The following is a 16,635-nucleotide window of genomic DNA, read 5'->3' as shown; positions in this document are numbered from 1 at the left end:
TTACTCTGTATTTGTCGCTGTCTCAGCGGTTATCTCAAGTTTAATCTGAGCGGTCTGCCCGGCTTGACTGCCTCGCTCTGGAGGTTCCGGAATTGCAGGTAATTCAGATAAATCGTTTAAACTAAAATAGTCCAAAAATTCATTGGTTGTGGCATAAAGTTGCGGCCGACCAGGTACTTCGCGATGTCCAACTACTTTAATCCAACCGCGCTCTTGCAAGGTTTTCATAATGTTTGAACTGACACTCACACCGCGAATTTCTTCAATGTCACCCCGAGTTATTGGTTGACGATAAGCGATCAATGCGAGTGTTTCTAATAGAGCCTGTGAATAACGCGGCGGCTTCTCTTGCCATAAACGGCTTATTATACCACCCAATTCTGCGCGCGTCTGAAATCTATAACCAGATGCAACTGAAATAAGTTGAACGCCGCGCTCTTGGTAATCACTTTGCAACTCGCGCAAAACTTCTTTGAGCTGCTTTTTTGTCACATTTTCCGAGTCAAAATGATCCACCAGCTGCTGTTCACTGAGTGGTGTTTCAGCAACAAATAATAAAGCTTCAACCGCCTGCTTAAGTTGTTGAATCTGCATAAATTTGCTCTCGATTTGTCACGTGAATTTCGCTAAACGCATCAACCTGAATAACTTCGACTAAAGCTTCTTTTACAAGCTCCAAAATAGCAAGAAAACTAACGACAACGCCAGCTCGGCCCTCTTGCGGCTCGAATATATCGCTTAACCGCAGACGCTTTTTCGTCTGCAATAAATCCAAGATTCGGCTCATGCGTTCGCGAGTTGACAGTTTTTCACGTTGCACTTGATGATGATTTTGCAATTTAGCTTGAGCTAGTGCATGGCTAAAAGCGACGGCCAGTTCAACCAGCGTCACATCGGGTAACTGTTGTTCAATCAGTTCGTGAGCATCGGTTTGTGCGTGTGCCGAAAAGTTGTCACGGCCGGTTTGCGGTAAGCCGTCAAGGTGCTCGGCACCTTGGCGTATGGCTTCGTATTCTTGTAATCGTCGAACCAATTCAGCACGAGGGTCGTGTTCATCTTCATCTTCGCTTGGTGGGCGTGGTAACAACATACGGCTTTTAATTTCAGCAAGCATCGCTGCCATCACCAAATAATCAGCAGCCAACTCAAGTTTTAAGTCCTTCATCATGTCGACATATTCCATGTACTGCTTGGTAATTGGCAGTATTGGAAGATCAACAATGTCGAGCTTTTGGCGGCGAATGAGATATAACAGCAAGTCCATCGGACCCGAGAAGCTCTCGAGAATTAATTCCAGTGCGTCTGGAGGAATATATAGGTCTTCTGGCTTCTCAATGACAGGCTCACCGCGAACGAAACCGAGCGGTAATGATTGTTGTTGTGCGGTAGTTAAGTCAGCGTTACTCATCGCCGCTTATAAATCCGCAAAGGGCGAAATATCGCCAGCACCTTCTCGTACTACTTTGACCACATCGTCGGCTAAGTCAATCACTGTAGTTGGCTCTTCACCACGATGCTCACCATCAATAATCAGCTCGACTTGTAGGTCTAATCTATCGCGAATCTCATAAGGATCAGACTCAGCAAACTCATTATCGTCGAGAATTAAACTGGTCGACATTAATGGTTCACCCAAGGCTTCAAGTAATGCCATAACTATTGGGTCATCCGATACCCGAATGCCGATCGTTTTTCGTTTGGGATTCAGCAGGCGCTTCGGGACTTCTTTGGTACCTTTCAAAATAAAAGTATAAGCTCCCGGCGTGTTGTTTTTAAGCAGCCGAAACGCTTGGTTATCAACCCGTGCATACGTAGAGAGCTCTGATAAATCACGGCACATCAGTGTGAAATGGTGGTCTTTATCAATATTTCGAATACGACAAATGCGTTCCATGGCGTTTTTGTCACCAATACGGCAACCTATTGCATAACCTGAATCGGTTGGGTAAACCACCACGCCACCCTGCAAAATAATTTCAGCGGCTTGTTGCATCAAGCGCTTCTGTGGGTTTTCTGGATGTACACTAAGATATTGGCTCATAATAAGTAAATTCGTCTCATGGCAGTGGCTTTAACACAGCCTAATTATATTGTTTACCATAGCGTCCATATTGGCACACAGCGCTCTGGTAAACAAAGATTTTTACCTAGTTCACGCCATCGTGCGGGGTAATGAAAATCGGATCCAACGGAGGCTGCCAAACCAATCTCCTCAGCAAACGTTGCCAAAGCTTCTCGCTGTCCTGGTGATTGTGTGCCAATGGCAACTTCAACGCCGGTTACGCCAACATCCTTGGCATGAGTTAACAATCGTCGCAACCATTTATTGCTCAGCTGATAAGCATGCGGATGCGCAATCACTGTCACGCCACCAGCAGCTACCACAGCAGTGACGGCATCAGCTAAAGTCACCCATTGAGTTGCAACATACGCTTGCTGTCCTTTGCCCAAATAGCGGCGAAATGCGGTTTCGAAGGAACTAACCCAGCGACCGTCAACTAATGCATCGGCCAAATGTTTGCGCGTAGGCATCGTCATCGCTTGTGCCATCGGTGGTTGCACATCAATACCCGCTTTGTGCAACTTGGCCACCATCGCGTGATAACGGTCGCGCCGACATTGCTGTTGTTGCATGAGTAATTCCTTCATGCTGGATGCGTCGGCGTTAAAGTTTAATGCCACCAGATGAATTTCGAAGCCTTCCCATGAACAGGTAATTTCGGTGCCAACAATGAGCTTAATAGGTAACTGATGTTGCTCAATGAAAGCTTGCGCTTCACTCACACCATCAACAGAGTCATGATCAGTTAACGCGAGATGAGTAACGCCCTGCTCGCAGGCTCGTTGCACTAATTCCGCTGGACTTAACGTCCCATCGGAATAGTAGCTATGACAATGCAAGTCGTAGCGTGTTACGGCATCAGATGCTGGCTGCAAGCTCAGCTCCTTGTCGTATAGCGCGTTTGGCATCAAGTTCAGCAGCTACATCAGCACCACCAATAAGATGAACTGTGACGCCTTTGTCTTGTAGGGCTTGATGTAACTCACGTTGTGGAAGTTGGCCAGCGCAAATAACAACAGTATCTACCGCTAGCAATTGTTCCTTACCGTCCACTTCAATCCATAATCCTTCGTCAGTTACTTTTTGGTAAGTCACGCCAGCCACCATTTCCACACCTTTTTTCTTCAATGTTGCGCGGTGCACCCAACCTGATGTTTTACCCAAACCAGCACCAACTTTTGAAGTTTTGCGCTGCAATAACCAAACCTCACGAGGGCTATGTTCCGCAGCTGGAGGCATTAATCCACCGCGATGTTGATAGCTTTCATCAACTCCCCAAACTTGTGACCATTCCTTGACATTTAACGTCGGCGAATGCTCAGTTGTGAGATATTCAGCCACGTCAAAACCGATACCACCGGCACCGATAAGCGCAACTTTGTGGCCAACTGGTTTATGATCACGCAACACATCAAGATAGCCAAGTACGTTCGGCCCATCAATTCCTGGAATATCTAACTGTCTTGGCACAACACCGGTCGCAAGTACCACTTCATCATAGCCACCAGAGCTTAAGCTTTCAGCGGTTTGGCGCGAATTCAAGTGAACATTGACGCCGGCATCGACAAGGCGATTTTTAAAGTACCGGATAGTTTCATGAAACTCTTCCTTACCCGGAATCTGCTTAGCATAATTAAACTGCCCGCCGATATCGCCCGCACCATCAAATAAATCAACATAATGACCACGCTCGGCAGCGCGACAGGCAAATTCAAGCCCAGCAGGCCCAGCACCAACAACAGCAATGCGTTTAGCTGCGGCTACTGGAGTAAATACTAACTCACTCTCGTAGCACGCTTGCGGATTAACCAAACAACTGGCGCGCTTGTTCTCAAATACATGGTCCAGACAGGCTTGGTTACAGGCGATACAGGTATTGATTTTGTCTGCTTGGTCGCGGCTCGCTTTTGCGACAAAACGCGCATCAGCAAGCAATGGACGCGCCATCGACACCATATCAGCTTCGCCATCAGCTAAAATTTTCTCAGCCACCTCTGGTGTGTTAATACGGTTAACGGCAACGACAGGAATTGATAATTCTTGTCGAACCTTCGCAGTTATCCAGCTAAACGCTCCGCGTGGAACTGATGTGACGATGGTAGGTACCCGCGCTTCATGCCAGCCAATACCACTATTAATGATGGTCACCCCCGCCTTTTCAACAGCTTTACCAAGCTCGATAACCTCTTCATAGGTATTACCGTCTGGCACGAGGTCGAGCATTGAGAGGCGATACACAATAATAAATTCTTTTCCGACAGCCGCTCGAATTGCTTTGATGATTTCGATGGCTAAGCGACTACGATTTTCAAACGAACCGCCCCAACGATCGTTGCGTTTGTTGGTTCGTGGACAAATAAATTGGTTAATCAAATACCCTTCAGAACCCATCACCTCAACGCCATCGTAACCCGCCTTCTGTGCCAGTTTCGCTGCACGTGCGAAATGTCGAATGGTCGTCTGAATTTGGCGTTCACTCATTGCTTTCGGTGCGAACGGATTAATTGGCGCTTTGATTTTGCTCGGTGCAACCGAAAAAGGATGATACGCATAACGACCGGTATGTAAGATTTGCATACAAATCTTACCGCCTTCTGCGTGAACGGCTTCTGTCACCTTGCGATGTTTGGCGACATGCCAAGGTTTACTCAGCTCACTGCCAAAAGGACTGACTCGTCCGCGGAAGTTGGGACTAATACCACCGGTTACAATTAGACCAACACCGCCCTTTGCGCGCTCTGCATAAAAGGCGGCAAGTTTATCAAAGCCATTTTTCTCTTCTTCAAGCCCGGTGTGCATCGAGCCCATTAGCACGCGGTTCTTGAGTTGCGTAAAGCCTAGATCTAAAGGCTGGAATAAATGCTGATATTTGGTAGTCACAGTGACCTCAACTTAAACAACTGTTTGAATAAGGTCACTGTACTCATTTTTACTTAAAAATAATAGCCTATATTGATGTTGAAACGGGTATTGGTGTCTGTTGCATTGCCACTCATTGAGCCGCCCACAAATGGTTGATTGCGCGCGGTAACAAGATCAAAGTAGGTGTACAAGCCACCGGCTGAAACCGCAACCCCCAGCACGTTCATTAGCGTATCTTCAGAATAAAACCGCTTGTCGGTCATTAAACTAAAGTCATTATAGAATGTTAAATTAGTAACCGGCCCCCATTTTACTGGAAGACTGTATGCGATGTTTGCCGAGTATAAAGTGGCTTTCGTGGGAATAGTGTCAAAATAGTTGTAGGCGCCAACAATAATACCGGTATTCGCCATATCCATATCATAGTCGTATTGAGTAACTTGCCCCATAAATGTCCAGCGATCGTAAGTGTATAAGCCATGAACTGCCCAAGCATTGCGCTCACCGACATTATCGACGCCATCGTTCATATCGCCCCACTGCACGGATGCGCCAAACTCAGCTGAACGAATGTCGTCAAACGACCATTTACGTACACCGCGCAAAGCCCAACTATTGGTTTCAGCAGCAAGTGCATTAGGCTCTGCATACAACCCTTCATCAGCAAAGCGAATACCGACCGCATCGTAGGCATAACGATCAGATTTATTTGTGGCAAGGCCATCAGCACCGCCGAGTTCATCCGATTTGAAGAATGCAACATCGAAATCCCAGTCGGCATCGCGATAGCGCATTTTTGCACCGATATCATGATCATCTTCTAAGCCGACATAAAAGTTCGAACTAAAAAAATAACTGTTTGAGTTGTATGGTGTGTTACCAAATGGGACTTTCGTGACACCTAATTGTCCCTGCCAATTCTCGCTGAAGTTATAACCAACCCAAGCGTGATGCACCACATCCATATACTGGAACCAGCGATATTGCGCGGAAAGAATGACATCACCAATTTCGCCGCCAAAATCAATGCGCACTAAGTCAAAATCGAAATCACCGCCCCGATCTTTTAGCGGATCATTGTAATCCTCCCACACGTATTGGGCCCGCACCGCCCCGCCAACACGAATCGGCGCATTTTGAGCTTCTTGCACATCTTCTTCTAAGCGTTCCACGCGCGCCGCTAAGGCTGAATTTTTCACCTGCCGACGTGGCGCTACATCTTCTACAGAAGTTTGCTGCTCTTGTTGTTGTGCAGCAACACGCTGCTCTAAATCAACGACGCGCTGTTTTAACTGTTCAATTTGCTCAAGCAATTGCTGTAATTCCTCAGCACTTGTTAACTCGGCTGATTGAGCAAAAGCGCTCGGCGCAGTAAGCATAGTCGCTATCGCTACTGTTAACAGTTTTAGTTTCATCGTCTGTTCCTTAACGCAGTACATGCAAAAAATGCATGTGTTTGTGGTAGTGATCAATGATGTCACCAATCACTGCATCGCGTGACCAACCGAGAATATCGTAATCTTGTCCACCCTCACGCAAATGAACTTCGGCACGATAATACTTCTGTTCCTCTGGTGCGTCTTCCTGCTCGCCTTCGGCATAGATAAACGCTGGTTGAATATGAGAGGCGAGCTCCACTTGATAAATGAAATCAATTTCATCACCGTGAACAACACGGAAAGTCTTAAGATTCTTGTCTTCAACCTGCAATGTAACCGTTAACCCACTCGCTTCCATTTCTTCTGCAACATCTTTAAAAGCAGGCTCGACAACTTGCAATAAGAAACGTTGACCAACGGATTTACTCGGAAAATCAATAATATTATGCAGTCGCTCACGCCAATTTTTATTGCTTTGCGACGATGCTGTTAAGTAATTATTTTGCAACGTTTCTTTCTTATGAACGTCAACGCGCAAGGCACGGATCAATCCATACGTTGCAATCAGAAGAATAATCGTAAACGGTAACGCACTCGCTATGGTCATGGTTTGTAGCGCGCCCAAGCCACCAGCTAGTAGTAAAATGATGGCTACAATCCCTTCACCACTGGCCCAGAAAATACGCTGCCATGCCGGCGTGTCATCTCGGCCATTAGAGCACAACATATCGACGACCATTGAGCCTGAATCGGATGATGTGACGAAAAATACCACGACCATTAGCGTCGCAACCAAACTTAAAAAGCCACTCCATGGGAATTGCTCAAGAAACGCGAACAGGGCGATGGAAACATCTTTTTCGACCATCTCACCAAGCGATGTCACGCCCTTGTTCAGAATCATATCAATCGCTGAGTTACCGAAAAAAGTCATCCACATCAAAGTAAAGCCAGCTGGCACCAACAACACGCCAAGTACAAACTCGCGAATCGTACGGCCGCGTGATACGCGCGCAATAAAGAGACCAACAAACGGCGCCCAACTCAACCACCAACCCCAATAGAACACGGTCCAACCGCCTATCCAGTCGGTTTTCTCGTAGGCGAATAAGTTAAAGGTGTTATTCACCAATTCAGAGACATATGATCCAGTATTCTGGACAAACGCTTGTAATAAAAAGACCGTTGGCCCAAGTAACAATACGAATACCAACAACAAAACAGCCAAAATCATATTGAGCTCAGATAACCGACGGATGCCTTTGTCTAAACCAGTTGTTACCGAGATAACTGCGAGTAATGTCACGCCTATAATCAGCAAAATTTGTACGGTATCAGACACCGGAATATCAAACAGATAGTTAATACCCGCGTTGATCTGCGTTACGCCATATCCGAGCGAGGTGGCTACGCCAAACACCGTACCAATTACCGCAAACACATCAACAATGTGGCCAATCGGGCCGTAAATTTTATCACCAATTAACGGATATAAGGCTGAACGTAGCGTTAACGGTAAGCCGTGGCGGTATGCAAAAAAGGCAAGAATGAGAGCTACAATGGCATAAATGGCCCATGCGTGAAGTCCCCAATGAAAGAATGTAATTTTCATGGCTTCGCGTGCGGCTTCGACACTACCGGCTTCTGCAACGGGAGGGGCCAAAAAGTGCATGACTGGTTCGGCCACACCGAAAAACATGAGACCAATACCCATACCGGCAGAGAATAGCATCGAAAACCAACTTATCTTGGAGTAATCAGGTGCTGAGTGGTCGGGACCTAACTTAATCGCCCCCATTTTGGAAAACCCAAGATAGAGCACGCTGATTAATATGATTGCGACAGCTAATACGTAAAACCAACTACCATTCTCTATGATAGCAGCCTGAACAGATTGAAAAACTGCATCGGCGGTTTCGGGAACGACTGCTGCGAACAATAATATAAGGATGATAAGGCCAGCGGCACTATAGAAAACGGGTGGGTTTAGTTTTGCAGGAGCGTTAGTATCATTCATTCTATGTCCTTGCTTGAATTGAAAAACTTGTAGTTAGTATAGCGGTGTTTAGGCAGATTTCCTGTGCAAATAAAAAAACGGCTACCCGAGGGTAGCCGTTTCGCATTCACGTTAGTCTGTAATCGATTAGATTACTTCAGCGCGCTCTACAATCTCAACAAGTGCCCAAGACTTGGTCTTAGATACTGGACGAGTTTCGCGAATAATCACGGTATCGCCAGCTTTACACTCGTTGTTCTCGTCGTGTGCGTGTAACTTAGTGGTACGGGTAATGTACTTACCATATACCGGGTGTTTTACACGGCGGGTTACCGCAACAGTGATAGACTTGTCCATCTTGTCACTAGTAACACGACCTTGCAGAGTACGAACACGTTTTTCTTCAGCCATTACGCACCTGCCTTCTGATTCAAGATAGTTTTCACACGTGCGATATCACGACGCACTTGCTTCAACATGTGAGTTTGATTCAGCTGACCAGTGGCTGCTTGCATGCGCAGGTTAAACTGCTCACGACGCAAACCTAACAACTCTTCGTTCAGCTGCTCAACGGTTTTTTCTTTCAGTTCGTTCGCTTTCATTACATCACCGTCCGAGTCACAAAGGTGGTTTTGAATGGCAGCTTACGTGCCGCAAGGTCAAACGCTTCACGCGCCAACTCTTCCGAAACACCGTCCATTTCATACAGGACACGACCTGGCTGAATTTGAGCTACCCAGTATTCCACGCTACCTTTACCTTTACCCATACGCACTTCAAGAGGCTTCTGAGTGATTGGCTTGTCAGGGAACACGCGGATCCAAATTTTACCTTGACGTTTCACGTGACGCGTCATGGCACGACGAGCCGCTTCGATTTGGCGAGCAGTCATACGACCACGCTCAACCGATTTCAAACCGAAAGTACCGAAGCTAACTTTGTTACCTGCTTGCGCCAGACCGCGGTTACGGCCTTTGTGTACCTTACGGAATTTAGTACGCTTTGGTTGTAACATATCGTATCTCCTTACTTACGGCCTTTAGGGCGTTTTGCTGGAGCTGCTGGTTTTTCTTCAGCAACTGGCATACCGCCAAGAACTTCGCCTTTGAAGATCCATACTTTGATACCAATGATACCGTAAGTGGTGTTAGCTTCAGCGGTTGAATAGTCGATGTCCGCACGCAATGTGTGCAATGGAACACGACCTTCGCGGTACCATTCGGTACGTGCGATTTCCGCGCCGCCTAAACGGCCGCTAACTTCAACTTTGATACCTTTGGCGCCAAGACGCATGGCGTTTTGTACCGCGCGCTTCATAGCACGACGGAACATTACACGACGCTCTAGCTGGCCAGCGATGTTTTCAGCAACCAGTTGTGAGTCAAGCTCAGGCTTGCGCACTTCTGAGATGTTGATTTGCGCAGGAACACCAGTCAGTTTAGAAACTGCTTGACGCAACTTCTCAACGTCTTCGCCTTTCTTACCAATCACAACACCTGGACGTGCAGTGTGGATAGTCACGCGGATGCTCTTCGCTGGACGCTCGATGACGATACGTGAAACTGACGCGTTAGCCAGTTCTTTGTTCAACATCTTGCGAACCAAGTGATCGCTGTGCAGGTTATCAGCAAAATCTTTCGTATTCGCGAACCAGGTTGAATTCCATGGTTTGGTGATACCTAGGCGAATACCATTAGGATGTACTTTCTGACCCATAATTTATCTCCTAGCTATCTGATACAACCACAGTAATGTGGCTGGTACGCTTAAAGATACGATCAGCACGACCTTTCGCACGAGGCTTGATGCGTTTCATGGTTGGACCTTCGTCTACCATTACTTTAGCAACTTTTAACTCGTCGATGTCGGCACCTTCGTTGTGTTCAGCATTCGCGATAGCTGACTCCAACACCTTTTTCAGCAGCACAGCTGCGTCTTTAGGGCTGTAGTTCAAAATATCCAGCGCTTTCGCTACTGGCAAACCGCGAATCTGATCCGCTACCAAACGGCCCTTCTGCGCAGAAAGCTTGGCAAACTTGTGAATAGCAATAGCTTCCATCTTATGTCTCCCTTAGCGTTTCTTCGCTTTCTTATCAGCGGCGTGGCCACGATAAGTGCGGGTTGGTGCGAATTCACCAAGCTTGTGACCAATCATTTCGTCAGAAACGAAAACTGGCACGTGCTGGCGACCGTTATGAACAGCGATAGTTAAGCCGATCATATCTGGGATAATCATTGAACGACGGGACCAAGTTTTAATTGGCTTTTTATCCCCGGCTTCCAACGCTTTCTCCACCTTATTCAGTAGGTGAAGGTCGATAAATGGACCTTTTTTAAGAGAACGTGGCATGTCTAATCCTCAACTCTTATTTGTTGCGACGACGTACGATGAACTTATCAGTACGCTTGTTCTTACGGGTCTTATAACCCTTAGTCGGAGTACCCCATGGAGTAACCGGATGACGGCCACCAGAAGTACGACCTTCACCACCACCGTGTGGGTGATCAACTGGGTTCATCGCCACACCACGAACGGTAGGACGAACACCACGCCAGCGCTGCGCACCAGCTTTACCCAATTGACGCAGCATGTGCTCTGCGTTACCTACTTCACCGATGGTTGCACGGCAATCCGACTGGATGCGGCGCATTTCGCCAGAACGCAAACGTACAGTTACGTACGCGCCATCGCGAGCTAGAAGCTGTACTGACGCACCAGCTGAACGAGCCAACTGAGCACCTTTACCAGGCTTCATTTCAATAGCGTGAATCACTGAACCCACTGGGATATTGCGCAGTGGAAGTGCGTTACCGCTCTTAATCGGTGCATCTGAACCAGATACGATTTGATCGCCAGCTTTCATGCCTTTTGGAGCAAGAATGTAACGACGTTCACCGTCTGCGTACAGAACCAAAGCGATGTTTGCTGAACGGTTTGGATCATACTCCAAACGCTCAACTTTCGCTGGGATACCGTCTTTGTCGCGTTTAAAGTCGACCATACGGTAGTGATGCTTGTGACCACCGCCAATGTGACGAACAGTAATACGACCATTATTGTTACGACCGCCTTTCTTGTTGTTTTTATCCAACAACGGGGCGTAAGGCTTACCTTTGTACAGGTCTTCGTTAACCACTTTAACTACGTGGCGACGACCTGGAGACGTAGGCTTACACTTAACTAATGCCATGTGAATTCCTCCTGTTACTCAGCGCCGCCGACGAAGTCGATGTCCGCACCTTCTTTCAGGGTGACATACGCTTTTTTCCAGTCGCTGCGCTTACCGAAGCGCATGCCGGTACGTTTGGTTTTGCCTTTTACGTTCACAGTGCGAACGCTATCAACCTCAACTTCAAACAACTTTTCAACAGCTGCTTTAATTTGTGGTTTAGTGGCGTCTTTCGCTACTTTGAACACGACAGTGTTAGCAGTTTCTGCAGTCACAGTAGACTTTTCAGAAACGTGAGGAGCCAGAATTACAGTCAGCAAACGTTCTTCGCGCATCATGATAATACCTCCTCGATTTGCTTCACTGCGTCAGCAGTCATCAAAACTTTCTCAAAAGCAATCAAGCTTACAGGGTCAAGACCTTGAACGTCGCGAACGTCAACTTTATGCAAGTTGCGTGCTGCTAAGAACAAGTTTTCATCTACTTCTTTAGTCACGATAAGAACGTCGTTTAAATCCATAGACTTAAGCTGAGCTGCTAATGCTTTAGTTTTTGGTGATTCAACACCAAACTTCTCTACCACGATTAAACGATCTTGACGAACAAGTTCAGACAAGATGCTTTTCATAGCACCGCGGTACATTTTCTTGTTTACTTTTTGGTCGTGGCTGCGTGGTTTCGCTGCAAACGTAGTACCACCAGAGCGCCAAATTGGGCTACGGATAGTACCTGCGCGAGCGCGGCCAGTACCCTTCTGACGCCATGGCTTTTTGCCACCGCCAGATACTTCAGAACGCGTCTTTTGTGCTTTGGTGCCCTGACGAGCGCCCGCAGCATAAGCAACGACTACCTGATGAATCAGAGCTTCGTTGAACTCACGTCCAAAGGTAGCTTCGGAAACTTCAAGAGCGCCTTTTGCGTCTTTTAATGTTAATTCCATCACCATTCTCCTCAGACGTTACGCCTTAGCCTTGACTGCTGGCTTGACGATTACATCGCCACCAATAGCACCAGGGACAGCACCGCGAATCAGCAACAAGCCACGTTCTGCGTCAACACGTACAACGTCAAGCGTTTGTACTGTTACTTGCTTGTTACCCATTTGACCTGCCATCTTCTTGCCTTTGAATACCCGACCAGGAGACTGGTTTTGACCGATAGAACCCGGCGCACGATGCGACAACGAGTTACCATGGGTAGCGTCCTGAGTACGGAAATTCCAGCGCTTAACAGCACCTTGGAAACCTTTACCTTTAGAGGTACCGGTAACGTCTACTTTTTTGGTGTCTGCAAAAATCTCTACAGTGATTTCAGAACCCACTGCATAATCTTCACCTTCACCGTTCTCTAGGCGGAATTCCCAGAGACCGCGACCTGCTTCAACACCCGCTTTCGCGAAGTGACCAGCAAGTGGTTTTGTAACGCGGTTTGCTTTTTTAGTACCTGCAGTCACTTGAAGCGCGCGGTAACCGTCAGTTTCCTCAGTTTTCACCTGAGTCACACGGTTTGCTGTCACTTCGATCACAGTAACAGGTACAGAAGCGCCGTCTTCTTGGAAGACGCGAGTCATTCCTACTTTACGACCGACTAGACCAATAGCCATTGTTAAAACCTCTCGTGTGTAATCCTATTACTGCCCGCTTAGCCCAGGCTGATCTGTACATCAACACCCGCTGCAAGGTCTAAACGCATCAACGCGTCTACAGTCTTGTCAGTTGGGTCCATGATGTCGATCAAACGCTTGTGGGTACGGATCTCGTACTGGTCACGCGCATCTTTGTTCACGTGTGGAGAAATCAACACAGTGAAACGTTCTTTGCGTGTAGGCAGTGGGATTGGGCCACGTACCTGAGCACCAGTGCGTTTTGCAGTCTCAACGATTTCTGCAGTCGACTGGTCAATCAGACGATGATCGAACGCTTTCAAGCGAATCCGAATTCTTTGATTAGCCATAAAAAATCAAAGCCTCAATTAAAGAGCATTTAAAAAAGAGCACAGAAAAAAACCGACACCCTGGCAGCATACCGGGCGTGGTATTTTCAACGAAAAATCCATTCAATCCCCTATCGGGACTGCTGTGGCAACCTAACACAGTTCACGAGAGCTCCAAGGAGTTCATCAACTGTGGCCGCGAATTATACACTTTTACAGGGGAAAAGCAAGGATGATATTAGCTATTGGATATTAGATATTCGGGCGGTTGAGGTGCATGTTTGTATGCGAGGAAATTGCGCTATCAGCCAAATTTCGAAATTGAAGATCTAATATCGAATATCTAACAGCTAATAGCGCTTCTGGTATTAGTGGTTGGCGGCGTAGGTTTCTACTTCGCGCCAAACACGAACGAAGTTCTTATACAGAATCTTCTCAATTTCTTCCTCGCTGTAGCCTCGATCAAGAAGGCCTTGAACCAAGTTTGGATAGGTCGACACATCTTTCAATCCAACCGGCAACGAGTCACCAACTCCGTCATAGTCTGAACCAATACCAATGAAATCAATGCCAACTAGATTCTTAACATGATCAATATGATCCAACACTTCTTCTAGCGTTGCGAATGGGAACGGATTTTTGGCACGAACTTCTGCAATTCGCTTCTCAGCTTCTTCACTACCTTCCCCGTACTGTTCGTTAATAGCCGCAATTTGCTTACGTACGATATCACCGTAACGGTTCGCTTGTTGCGTAACAAACGACGACCCGAAGTTAATCATGATCACGCCACCGTTTTTCGCAAGGCCTTTGATCATCTCATCGCTCATGTTGCGCTCAAATCCTGGTGTGTAAGCACGCAACGATGAATGCGATGCAATAACGGGCGTTTTTGATAATTCCACCGCTTGCCAGAACGCTTCGTCTGATACATGTGAAATATCAACCATAACACCCACATTATTCATCTCTTTCACTAACTCTTTACCAAACGGGCTTAAACCGTTCCACTGACGACGAATATCGTACGACGAGTCAGATATATGATTCGATTGACTATGCGCCAATGTAATGTAGCGAATACCACGGTTATAAAACTCGTGTAAATTCTTGAGATCACCCTCTATCGGTGAGCCATTTTCCATTCCAAGAGCGATTGAAATCACGCCGCGCTCTTGTTGCTGCATCACTTGATCAACACTATAAGCCATTGCAAACTTATCCGGCGCCCGCCAGGCAATGGCTTCCATGCTATCAATGAGCTGATGTGCGAGTTGATAACTGGCTCCAGGTGTTTGCTCTAGCTGTGCCGGAATATAAATCGACATAAACGGAACATTCAGTCCGCCTTGCTTTGCGCGTGGGTAATCAAAATCACCGTTTGCTGTAGCACGGGTAACATCTTCCCATGCTTTATTGAGGCGATACGGTACATCGATATGCGTATCAATGATTAAATTTTTCTGCGCAATTTCATGCGCCTTTTCACTAGCTGTGTACTCTTGTGCAGTAGCAGCAGCCGTCAGACTTAGGGCGCCAACCAACCCCAACATAAGTGGCTTATTCACGCGACAACTTCCTCTTATTATAAGAATTAACAGTGAAAATCAGCCTACCACATGTTTATGTTGCATTCACTTGGATTTGTCGACGCTCATCGCAGTAGAGGCGATAACGACCGCACCAGCAACCACGGTACCCAATACTGGTGCTGCCATCATTACCACAAGTAAACTGGATTGCATCCACATGCTGTTATTCCTCGTTGCCAGAAATTAATTCAACTGCAACTTCGGCAACGTTATTCAACATGCGCGATGGATTCAGAGCTAGTTTTACTTCAGCAAAGTACTGCATCAATTCAAGTTGATTTTCAGTTTTAACTTGTTTGCGCGTATTACTAACTTCTTGAGAAATACTTTGCGTTAAATATGATTCGAGATTGCTGTCGGTTTGTTGTTCTTGTTCTTGCGCTTGCGCTGAACCAAATAACAAAGCTGATGCAACAACGATTGAAGTGATTGTGGTTTTCATGGGTCATCTCCTAGTTTGTGTTATTGACTAATTATTTAGTCAATAGGAGATAAGCAAAGGTTGTGCCAACTTTTACAAAAAAGATTTTTATTTATGTTTTTATATTTATTTCAATAACTTAATTTATCTATTTTTAATTCGGAATAGCGCAAGACTAAATTGATGCAAAATAAAAGCTAACTCATTTCGTTTGTGAAATTAGCTAAATTTTCGGCAAAATGCGCACGTGCTGACATAACTTCCGCATAGGCTGCGTCAAGTACAGGGCGAGCGGCGATGGCTTGAGGACCAAGTTGACTGAGTACTTGGCGCCATTTTTTCGCACCGGGACCACCTTGAAATAAGCCAATCATGTGTCGCAATACGTGCCATGGGCGGCCACCTTGCTCAACATGGCGGTCTGTGTACGCGATCATAGTCTCGATAACGGCTTCGACATCAACATGACGTTGATGACCTAATAACTCATCGAACTGGGTTAGAAGATAAGGATTTTGATAAGCCTCGCGGCCAATCATTACGCCATCAACATACTGCAGATGGGTATTAATTTCGGCGAGCGTTTTAATACCGCCGTTAATTGAGATGTGCAGATGTGGGAAACGTTCCTTCATACGATAAACGCGGTCGTAACGTAACGGCGGAACATCACGGTTTTGCTTCGGGCTTAAGCCTTTTAGCCACGCATTGCGCGCATGTAAGGTGAAGTGCTGGCATCCGGCATCCATCACCGGTTCAAGAAACGCCTGAAGATACTCATCGCTGTCATGCTCATCAATGCCCAGCCGCGTTTTGACTGAAACAATTGTATTTGGCGCCGCTTCGCGCATTGCCTTTACACATGCAGCAACAGTATCAGGTTCGGCCATCAGACAAGCGCCAAAACTACCGTTTTGCACACGGTCTGAAGGACAACCGACATTAATATTTACTTCGTGATAGCCACGCTCAGCCGCCCGTGCGGTGCACTCTGCCATTGCGCCAGGATCACTGCCACCGAGTTGCAAAACGACAGGTTGCTCTTCAGAGTTAAACTGTAAAAAGTCCATCTTGCCGTGAATTATCGCGCCCGTCGTCACCATTTCAGTGTATAACACGGATTTTTTAGTCAATAACCGATGAAAATACCGACAATGCCGATCGGTCCAATCGAGCATCGGCGCAATAGCAATCAACTTGTCGGCATCATAGTAATTCATC

At 46.6% G+C, this 16,635-nt stretch carries 21 protein-coding genes; all 21 read right to left on the bottom strand.

Annotated elements, in window-relative coordinates; all coding sequences use genetic code 11:
* The gene (scpB, locus tag BM292_RS00465; protein WP_092854220.1) at nt 1–594 is read right to left on the bottom strand and encodes an SMC-Scp complex subunit ScpB; all 594 of its coding nucleotides are present in this window, start codon (nt 592–594) and stop codon (nt 1–3) included.
* Nucleotides 575–1,408, bottom strand: coding sequence for a segregation and condensation protein A (locus tag BM292_RS00460; protein WP_092854218.1), 834 nt, complete (start codon nt 1,406–1,408; stop codon nt 575–577). Before BM292_RS00460 ends, scpB begins: the two co-directional genes overlap by 20 nt.
* A gap of 6 nt (nt 1,409–1,414) precedes the next feature.
* On the bottom strand, nt 1,415–2,041 hold the full coding sequence (locus BM292_RS00455) for an L-threonylcarbamoyladenylate synthase (RefSeq protein WP_092854216.1): 627 nt from the start codon (nt 2,039–2,041) through the stop codon (nt 1,415–1,417).
* Between the two features lie 53 nt (nt 2,042–2,094).
* Nucleotides 2,095–2,937 (bottom strand): PHP domain-containing protein, encoded by an 843-nt coding sequence (locus BM292_RS00450; protein ID WP_245751786.1) that lies wholly within the window; start codon nt 2,935–2,937, stop codon nt 2,095–2,097.
* Entirely contained in the window at nt 2,921–4,942 is a 2,022-nt protein-coding gene (locus BM292_RS00445) for an NADPH-dependent 2,4-dienoyl-CoA reductase (RefSeq protein ID WP_092854211.1), read from the bottom strand. The genes BM292_RS00450 and BM292_RS00445 overlap by 17 nt, the downstream gene beginning before the upstream one ends.
* 53 nt (nt 4,943–4,995) lie before the next feature.
* Entirely contained in the window at nt 4,996–6,339 is a 1,344-nt protein-coding gene (locus BM292_RS00440; protein WP_245751785.1) for a tropomyosin, read from the bottom strand.
* Nucleotides 6,340–6,349: 10 nt separating this feature from the next.
* Nucleotides 6,350–8,320 carry a BCCT family transporter gene (locus BM292_RS00435; RefSeq protein WP_092854209.1) on the bottom strand — a complete coding sequence of 657 codons (1,971 nt, stop codon included), beginning with the start codon at nt 8,318–8,320 and terminating at the stop codon, nt 6,350–6,352.
* 126 nt (nt 8,321–8,446) lie between these two features.
* Nucleotides 8,447–8,710: a 30S ribosomal protein S17 gene (gene rpsQ, locus BM292_RS00430; RefSeq protein WP_092854207.1), complete on the bottom strand. Its 264-nt coding sequence runs from the start codon at nt 8,708–8,710 to the stop codon at nt 8,447–8,449.
* Entirely contained in the window at nt 8,710–8,901 is a 192-nt protein-coding gene (rpmC, locus tag BM292_RS00425) for a 50S ribosomal protein L29 (RefSeq protein WP_055438609.1), read from the bottom strand. Before rpmC ends, rpsQ begins: the two co-directional genes overlap by 1 nt.
* A complete protein-coding gene (gene rplP, locus BM292_RS00420; RefSeq protein ID WP_092854205.1) occupies nt 8,901–9,314 on the bottom strand; it encodes a 50S ribosomal protein L16 in 414 nt (137 codons plus the stop codon). Before rplP ends, rpmC begins: the two co-directional genes overlap by 1 nt.
* A gap of 11 nt (nt 9,315–9,325) precedes the next feature.
* Nucleotides 9,326–10,015: a 30S ribosomal protein S3 gene (gene rpsC, locus BM292_RS00415; protein ID WP_092854203.1), complete on the bottom strand. Its 690-nt coding sequence runs from the start codon at nt 10,013–10,015 to the stop codon at nt 9,326–9,328.
* A 10-nt stretch (nt 10,016–10,025) separates the two neighbouring features.
* Nucleotides 10,026–10,358, bottom strand: coding sequence for a 50S ribosomal protein L22 (rplV, locus tag BM292_RS00410; RefSeq protein WP_055438606.1), 333 nt, complete (start codon nt 10,356–10,358; stop codon nt 10,026–10,028).
* 12 nt (nt 10,359–10,370) lie between these two features.
* Nucleotides 10,371–10,649 carry a 30S ribosomal protein S19 gene (gene rpsS, locus BM292_RS00405; protein ID WP_026860408.1) on the bottom strand — a complete coding sequence of 93 codons (279 nt, stop codon included), beginning with the start codon at nt 10,647–10,649 and terminating at the stop codon, nt 10,371–10,373.
* Nucleotides 10,650–10,665: 16 nt separating this feature from the next.
* Entirely contained in the window at nt 10,666–11,490 is an 825-nt protein-coding gene (gene rplB, locus BM292_RS00400; RefSeq protein WP_092854201.1) for a 50S ribosomal protein L2, read from the bottom strand.
* 14 nt (nt 11,491–11,504) lie between these two features.
* Nucleotides 11,505–11,807: a 50S ribosomal protein L23 gene (rplW, locus tag BM292_RS00395; RefSeq protein ID WP_092591572.1), complete on the bottom strand. Its 303-nt coding sequence runs from the start codon at nt 11,805–11,807 to the stop codon at nt 11,505–11,507.
* Nucleotides 11,804–12,409 (bottom strand): 50S ribosomal protein L4, encoded by a 606-nt coding sequence (gene rplD / locus BM292_RS00390; protein WP_092854199.1) that lies wholly within the window; start codon nt 12,407–12,409, stop codon nt 11,804–11,806. The genes rplW and rplD overlap by 4 nt, the downstream gene beginning before the upstream one ends.
* A gap of 18 nt (nt 12,410–12,427) precedes the next feature.
* Complete coding sequence (gene rplC, locus BM292_RS00385; RefSeq protein ID WP_092854197.1) at nt 12,428–13,072, bottom strand: 50S ribosomal protein L3; 645 nt, start codon at nt 13,070–13,072, stop codon at nt 12,428–12,430.
* Between the two features lie 38 nt (nt 13,073–13,110).
* The gene (rpsJ, locus tag BM292_RS00380) at nt 13,111–13,422 is read right to left on the bottom strand and encodes a 30S ribosomal protein S10 (protein WP_008488677.1); all 312 of its coding nucleotides are present in this window, start codon (nt 13,420–13,422) and stop codon (nt 13,111–13,113) included.
* 347 nt (nt 13,423–13,769) lie between these two features.
* Nucleotides 13,770–14,954, bottom strand: coding sequence for a dipeptidase (locus BM292_RS00375; protein WP_092856794.1), 1,185 nt, complete (start codon nt 14,952–14,954; stop codon nt 13,770–13,772).
* Nucleotides 14,955–15,156: 202 nt separating this feature from the next.
* Nucleotides 15,157–15,435 carry a hypothetical protein gene (locus tag BM292_RS00370; protein WP_092854195.1) on the bottom strand — a complete coding sequence of 93 codons (279 nt, stop codon included), beginning with the start codon at nt 15,433–15,435 and terminating at the stop codon, nt 15,157–15,159.
* A gap of 176 nt (nt 15,436–15,611) precedes the next feature.
* Entirely contained in the window at nt 15,612–16,634 is a 1,023-nt protein-coding gene (gene dusA / locus BM292_RS00365; protein WP_092854194.1) for a tRNA dihydrouridine(20/20a) synthase DusA, read from the bottom strand.
* Nucleotide 16,635: the final 1 nt, after the last annotated feature.

Source organism: Pseudidiomarina tainanensis, from assembly GCF_900115255.1.
GTDB lineage: Bacteria > Pseudomonadota > Gammaproteobacteria > Enterobacterales > Alteromonadaceae > Pseudidiomarina > Pseudidiomarina tainanensis.
Note: the sequence above shows the minus strand (reverse complement) of the source record. Positions and strands in the feature narration are given on the sequence as shown.

Bases quoted from the DNA above. Each gene is read 5' to 3' on its own strand.
- BM292_RS00460 (WP_092854218.1), bottom strand. From the start codon at position 1,408: ATGAGTAACGCTGACTTAACTACCGCACAACAACAATCATTACCGCTC.
- BM292_RS00370 (WP_092854195.1), bottom strand. From the start codon at position 15,435: ATGAAAACCACAATCACTTCAATCGTTGTTGCATCAGCTTTGTTATTT.
- rplC (WP_092854197.1), bottom strand. From the start codon at position 13,072: ATGGCTATTGGTCTAGTCGGTCGTAAAGTAGGAATGACTCGCGTCTTC.
- BM292_RS00375 (WP_092856794.1), bottom strand. From the start codon at position 14,954: ATGTTGGGGTTGGTTGGCGCCCTAAGTCTGACGGCTGCTGCTACTGCA.
- rpsJ (WP_008488677.1), bottom strand. From the start codon at position 13,422: ATGGCTAATCAAAGAATTCGGATTCGCTTGAAAGCGTTCGATCATCGT.
- rpmC (WP_055438609.1), bottom strand. From the start codon at position 8,901: ATGAAAGCGAACGAACTGAAAGAAAAAACCGTTGAGCAGCTGAACGAA.
- rplD (WP_092854199.1), bottom strand. From the start codon at position 12,409: ATGGAATTAACATTAAAAGACGCAAAAGGCGCTCTTGAAGTTTCCGAA.
- scpB (WP_092854220.1), bottom strand. From the start codon at position 594: ATGCAGATTCAACAACTTAAGCAGGCGGTTGAAGCTTTATTATTTGTT.
- rplV (WP_055438606.1), bottom strand. From the start codon at position 10,358: ATGGAAGCTATTGCTATTCACAAGTTTGCCAAGCTTTCTGCGCAGAAG.
- BM292_RS00440 (WP_245751785.1), bottom strand. From the start codon at position 6,339: ATGAAACTAAAACTGTTAACAGTAGCGATAGCGACTATGCTTACTGCG.
- BM292_RS00455 (WP_092854216.1), bottom strand. From the start codon at position 2,041: ATGAGCCAATATCTTAGTGTACATCCAGAAAACCCACAGAAGCGCTTG.
- rplB (WP_092854201.1), bottom strand. From the start codon at position 11,490: ATGGCATTAGTTAAGTGTAAGCCTACGTCTCCAGGTCGTCGCCACGTA.
- dusA (WP_092854194.1), bottom strand. From the start codon at position 16,634: ATGAATTACTATGATGCCGACAAGTTGATTGCTATTGCGCCGATGCTC.
- rplW (WP_092591572.1), bottom strand. From the start codon at position 11,807: ATGATGCGCGAAGAACGTTTGCTGACTGTAATTCTGGCTCCTCACGTT.
- rpsQ (WP_092854207.1), bottom strand. From the start codon at position 8,710: ATGGCTGAAGAAAAACGTGTTCGTACTCTGCAAGGTCGTGTTACTAGT.
- rpsS (WP_026860408.1), bottom strand. From the start codon at position 10,649: ATGCCACGTTCTCTTAAAAAAGGTCCATTTATCGACCTTCACCTACTG.
- BM292_RS00435 (WP_092854209.1), bottom strand. From the start codon at position 8,320: ATGAATGATACTAACGCTCCTGCAAAACTAAACCCACCCGTTTTCTAT.
- rplP (WP_092854205.1), bottom strand. From the start codon at position 9,314: ATGTTACAACCAAAGCGTACTAAATTCCGTAAGGTACACAAAGGCCGT.
- rpsC (WP_092854203.1), bottom strand. From the start codon at position 10,015: ATGGGTCAGAAAGTACATCCTAATGGTATTCGCCTAGGTATCACCAAA.